Origin of the sequence: Deinococcus arcticus (assembly GCF_003028415.1) — a bacterium.
In the GTDB taxonomy this organism is placed as follows: Bacteria; Deinococcota; Deinococci; order Deinococcales; family Deinococcaceae; genus Deinococcus; species Deinococcus arcticus.
The window spans coordinates 1-5,723 of the sequence record NZ_PYSV01000043.1 but is presented as its reverse complement, the minus strand read 5'-3'; the positions used below and the strand labels follow the sequence as shown (position 1 = coordinate 5,723).

The 5,723-nt window shown below is 60.4% G+C and carries 3 protein-coding genes; 2 read left to right on the top strand and 1 reads right to left on the bottom strand.

Translation table 11 applies throughout. The features are described from left to right. The first annotated feature begins 2,692 nt into the window (after positions 1 to 2,692). The gene (locus tag C8263_RS18650; RefSeq protein ID WP_158263867.1) at positions 2,693 to 3,700 is read left to right on the top strand and encodes a zinc ribbon domain-containing protein; all 1,008 of its coding nucleotides are present in this window, start codon (positions 2,693 to 2,695) and stop codon (positions 3,698 to 3,700) included. A 329-nt stretch (positions 3,701 to 4,029) separates the two neighbouring features. Further along, complete coding sequence (locus tag C8263_RS18645) at positions 4,030 to 4,518, top strand: antitoxin Xre-like helix-turn-helix domain-containing protein (protein ID WP_107139605.1); 489 nt, start codon at positions 4,030 to 4,032, stop codon at positions 4,516 to 4,518. A 534-nt stretch (positions 4,519 to 5,052) separates the two neighbouring features. Here the strand turns inward: C8263_RS18645 and C8263_RS19150 are convergent. Then, complete coding sequence (locus tag C8263_RS19150; protein ID WP_146160799.1) at positions 5,053 to 5,526, bottom strand: hypothetical protein; 474 nt, start codon at positions 5,524 to 5,526, stop codon at positions 5,053 to 5,055. Between the last annotated feature and the right edge of the window lie 197 nt (positions 5,527 to 5,723).

Genomic DNA, 5,723 nt, shown 5'->3' with positions numbered 1-5,723 from the left:
GAGGCTTGGGTCGCAGCGCGTGAACGTGCTGGGGCCACACTCAGTTGGCAGTTTTCAACCCAAGTCGCCCGTCGAACCCTCCAACCCCACTACGAAGCCATTCGTATTAATTGAACGCTGCACTAGCTTGGCAACCTAAAAAATTATCGGCATGATTCCCGGACGACAGTGGCATGCCGGCGCAACAACCAGAAAAAGTTCTACAACACGAGGTAGGTCATACCCGCGCTAAACACTCAGGTCGCAATGATCCCGACAGACTCGTCGTTCCCTGCATCGCGCCTGCTGGCCCGTGGACGTATGGAACGAGCGTTCTAAAAGAACCGAGACTGCCGCGCGCGTTCCCATAAGTGAGCACCTCAGGACGTTGGAGTAATGCCTGGCACTGAGTTGGAACAGCAGTCACGTGAAGCCCTGACAGTAGGTCATGTCCCGTGGTAGCGCGATGGTCTGGCGACCCTTCGCATCGTAAAGATCGCTGCGCATTTTGTGGCGCAACCACTCGCTTGAAATCGAGGCGCTTCCATTCTCGACCCATATTTTATGTCACTGGACTTCCCTATTCGCCATAGGTACCACTGAAAATTGACTTCGAATTTTTGTCCCACTCAGCTGCCCAGAAATTTGAATGCCTCACCTTAGAGCGCACGCTTTATGGCACAGAATTTTTTATTAACTACGGGTACCTCTGACCACTGCCCACGGCTTTTCGGCACATGTGTTGAGGCGAACATGCATGTGTCTATAAAACCCGCACAACAGGTCCAGCGAAGCCACCAAGAAACCCGCAAAAATACCCCCTTATAAACGCGTTAAGTACAGGGAAATTGGGTATGGAACCGTACGCATCTGGAAATGAAAAATGCGCATTTTTCCTACAGTCCTAAGCAGAGAGGTTTTTGCATCGGCAGCGAAATCCGCCGTCCCAGCGCTGGCCGCCAGCCTCGCGACGAAAAGGGCATGTCAGAAATGCCCCTCCTCGGTTGCGCAGTCCAGCGCAACGCTTTCGAAAAAGAATTTTCCCCCCCAGGCCTGGAACAACTGGGCCAAATGGGGCACTGCGGCGCGGCCTGACGGCACGCACCGCAACACCGCGCGTGGAACCATGAGGGGTCCGACACCAATCGCGGTGGACCGCAGGCAGCCTTCGCGCCTGTACCGATCACTGTCCGGAGGCCTCAGCGTCATGGGTGGTTGACCCATCTCGCACCACCCGATGACCCAGTCGGCCTGGGGCCCGCTGGTCCCGACGGACCCTAGACGTCACTGGTTCGCTGGCCATCACGGCCTGCCTGTGCTTCGTGCACTTGCGGCGCGGCCATGCGGCGCGCACCGCAACACCATGTAACCGGACTCGAAAACGGTGCGAACGACCTACGCCCGTGTGGTTGCCGGGGCGACCTGGTGCACGAGGGCCGGGGCGGTGCTGGGCCCCTTGCTCCTTCCGGCACGCCGCTCCGTCGAGTTGCCGTTCCCTCTCACGCCGCATGAGAGCAGTGGTGAGTGGATCGGGTTGGGCACACTCATGCCTGGACTGCAGGGATGATGGATCAGTTGGATGCCTGGCCTCGTGTGGTGAGCAGGCAGTGCAGACTGCTGATGCAGCGATGGATGAACGCCCGGATGACGCCCATTCATTCAGTCTGGGGCATGTGCTCGGTCGGTTGACCGCGCCGCGCGGAGACCAGCAACAGCCGGTGAGCCTGGTGACCCGGGCCTGCTGACAGGTGAGCGCGCGACCCAACGACCGCTCTGTCTCTAGCACTGAGTGTCGTCTCAGTGTCGACACCCGACGCGGTGAACCGGAACCAGTCGGGTTCCATTTCGCCAGTGCTGACCGACGCGCGAGGCCAGTAGCAGGGCCCGACTGTGTGGAATTCCTGTGGGAACTCGAGCCAGTGCAGGGGGAGCGTGCAGCAGCTGGGACCACTGAACTACAGGCGGGCGCTCGTGCATATGTCACCAGTCCAGCCGCAGCTCCTGCTGCAGAACAGAGACCGGATGATCTCATGGCAGGTCACACCATGAGCGAAGAGCGACCGCCGTCGGGGCAGATGAGGGAGCGACGGTGGTGCTGTCCGACCGGACGAACGTGGGTTTCGAGGTGGTGCCCGCCAGGGTGGCATGCCTTAAAGGGAGGACGGCGCGGCAAAGCTCAGGAGAAGTCAGCTGCCTTTGAACAGCAGCTGCTGCCCTGCGCTTGACCCGGATTGACATCTGCGTTGGCCGTCATCGGTCTGCCAACGGCCGTGGGGTCCGGAGCGCTGTCGCGCTCCAGAAAAAAAATATGAACACATAAAACCTCTGAACCACCAGGCCGCAGGCGGATGAACACCACTCGAATCAAACCTGATCAGGCTCAGCCGTTGTGCCCTACGGGCCACCGCCGACGCTCGTCCCCTTGTTCATTCACCTTACTGCTCTCTCCGCAGAGTGCATCTTCCCCACTGACACTCGACTGTCTCTTCACCCTCGTGATGACCGCCCTTGCAGGGCGGCATTTGTTTTGGCCAGCCGATCAGCTGGTTCACCTGCCCACTCAACACCGACCACCGCCCTCACTCACAGCGACCGCCGGTCGCCTGCCCCAGGAGTTCACATGAATAGACGCCACCAACCCGACCGCCATACTACTCAAATCAGCCGCAACAGCTATGACTCCTGCGAGCGCCTCGTGCGTTGTGGAGACCTGATGGTCAAGAGGCGCCCACGGAGCGAAGAGGCGGACCCTCTGAAAGGCGTGCGCGCCGAGGAGACTTACACGCTGAGTCTGAACACGCGGTTCGCGGTACTCCATGACGGCGCTGTGCGCATTGGCGGTGAGCTCATCCACGCCCAGTTGAGCTGCCTGCCCACGATTGCCTACCGGGCGCTTGTCACTGGAGCGCCGGGGTTCACCCAGTACAACGGCATTCAGGAGTTGTACCAGCGGGTGCGCCTAGGGCAGATCTCCGAGCGGACGCTACCGACGGAACTCGAACGCATAGTCCGTCAGGGCCGCCGCCCTGACCCGGTGCCCCGCATGGTGACAAGGCCACGCACCCTGCAGTCCCGCTGGCTTGCGCAGGAAGTGTACCTGTTCAAAACCCAGGCAGGTGACTGGTTCCTGAGCCTGAGCTTCCGGACTCCAGTGCAGCCCCTGGCCCCCAATCCGTCTCGCCGGCCGTTCGGTCTTGACCTGGGCCTGGATCCGGTCACGGTGATTTCCGATGGGCGGACCGATCAGTTCTTCACCCTGACGGACCTGCCGTTCCTCCGGCGGGATGCCCTGTCCCCAGACGCCCGGGCCCTGTATGACCAGTTGACGTACGCCAGTGGCCGGAAAGATCTGGACCAGGTGATCGGCGTTCTCCTGCGGGAGGCCAGCGCGGTCTACGCCGAAAAACTTTCCCACCGGGGCATGTCCTGCGGCTTCATTCACGGGGGGCGGCGGCGCGCGGTGCACGATTACCACTTCTCCTGGCTGCCCCAACATGCCAACGCGGTGCGGCTTCCCTTCCGGCGGCCTGGAGCGGCGTGGAGCAGTCAGACCTGCAGTGTCTGCGGGGAGCGGCGCCAGTGCAGCCGCAAAGGTGACCGGTTTGTGTGCCTGGCGGCGTCGTGCCAGAGCAGCATGGACGCGCATGCCAACGCGGCGCGCGAAATGTTGCAGCGCGGCCTAGGCCATCACCAGGAACGCAGCTTTCCCACCTGGGAGTAAGACGGCCCCCTCCCCCACTACGGCTGAATGCGCGGCCCCTCCTTTCACCTTGGGGGCCGCCGTTCTATTCCCCGTTCATGTTGAACCGCCTTGAGGAGTTGCTGATGCCCGGATTCACCTGTCCGACCTGCCCGCCGACGATCCAGACCTGTCCTACGCCTGCCCTGCCTTCCGGGCGCGCCCACTCCAGGCTCTGCCCAGTCTGCGGTGACCTGCGCACCGCCTGCCAGTCCGGGGAGCGCGATCGCTGTGCCGTGCGCGTGCCTGTTCATGCAGCCCACGCGATGCGGAACCTGTTCGCTTTGGCTCAGGTTTGAGCGCGGCGCCTGATGCCCCAGTCCCCATCCGCATCGTCTCTCTACACGTCTAAACTCCTGTCGCTTCTGCGGATTCTGACGTTCTGGGGCCTGACCCGCCGCCAGCAGGCAGAGCTCCTGGGGCTCAGCGTGCGAACCCTCCAGCGGATCGCTGGTGGATACGGGCCGGCCCGTTCCTCATGGGAAAAGCAGCAGCGGCTGCGCCTGCTGGCGGACATTGCTGTGGCGCTGCACACCCTCTATGGCGACCATCATGTGGCCGGGTGGCTGCGGCGCCCCAACGGACGGCCGCCCTTTGATGGCCGGACACCGCTGGCCTTCATGCTGGGTGGTGATCAGGCCCTGCACGCCGTCCACCAGCTGCTGACGGCCGACCTGAGTGGTCTGTTCAGGGTCACACCCGAAGCGCATGCGCTTGCGGCGGCCCTCCCTCAACCGGACTTCGATCTGGACAGCCCTTCACGGATAAGCCACGAGGACGAGTCGACCAAACTGGACTGAAGCCCGCCCTGAAGCCACCCACCGTTTCCTGACCACCCACCTTTGTTCACCCTTTTGCTCAGACGGGCAGCCTGGCGCTGCCCGTTCCCCACTTCGAGGCCACACTGATGATCACCATTTGCTTCACCCTCAAGATTCATCCCAACACGGTTCACACCCTGACGCCCTTCGTCCAGGCCACCTCGTTCCAGTGGTGTGCGCTGGTCCAACCGTTTCGTGTCCCAGACTTCTGCGCAGTCAAGGGTGAAATGATGTCGCCGGACAGGTGCACCTTGGGCCGTGCGGGCAGAGCCCCTCAGGTTGCCGCTCATGTCTTCAGACCCTGGGTGTATGCCTCGGCGCGACTTGCCCACTCACCGACCAGGTTTGCGCCCAATGAGGCTGGGGCGCACACTTGCGCGAGGAATGGTGGTGTTCATCGAAGTTCAGGCTGGCGCCCAACCGCCCTGGGCATGCTGGGTGCGGCGCTTTATCGCTGCTCTGGCAGGACGCAAGGGCAGCACTTTCAACTGGAGCAAACAGGGCGAGCTTGCGTTAATCCAGGTCTATGTCTGCACTCTGAAGAAGAACATCTTTCTTCAGCAGGAATCGCTTTCGTTCCAGATAGTCAACTTGCCGAGTGTCGAGACTGGTACGGTGCTTTTCAAGATATTTATCTATTTCGGGAATCATGTCGCTCTTGACTTCCCACCCGCCAAGGCTAGCTTCGCGCATCATAGTGATCATGTCAAGAAAACCCGTTGCACGTTCCGCTTTGAGCTCGCGGGTAAGTCCAACATCTTTATGCATCAGATTTTCAATTGTTTCCATGAATTTTTCATATTCCTCACGATCTGGATACCTTTGCTCCACTTCCACGTAGAGCCTGTTCTCAAGCAAAGAAAGATCTGCTTCGAAAATGGCATAGAGCTCCCGCTGCCGCCCAATGTCATTGCGTCCAACTGCATTCTCGACTTCCAGCATGAAGTCATCCAGGTCAACAATACCAAAATATTCATCTTTTTTCATCGAGCAAATCCTTGACATTTTTGAGCCAGCTCGAATAATACAGATCATTGTTAATGTCGGAAATCTCAGCACCCGACAGTTTCTCAGATGTGCGTCTTGGACGGCATGAACAGGTCAATCAGTCGTAAGAGGGGCACCTCTTCGTGATCAACCTTCCGGCTGATGGCGCGAACCAGGGCCCGTAAACCCAGCGTCAC

What these genes read in the sequence shown, in the direction of transcription:
- C8263_RS18650 (WP_158263867.1), top strand. Translation starts at nt 2,693, where the DNA reads ATGGTCAAGAGGCGCCCACGGAGCGAAGAGGCGGACCCTCTGAAAGGC.
- C8263_RS18645 (WP_107139605.1), top strand. Translation starts at nt 4,030, where the DNA reads ATGCCCCAGTCCCCATCCGCATCGTCTCTCTACACGTCTAAACTCCTG.
- C8263_RS19150 (WP_146160799.1), bottom strand. Translation starts at nt 5,526, where the DNA reads ATGAAAAAAGATGAATATTTTGGTATTGTTGACCTGGATGACTTCATG.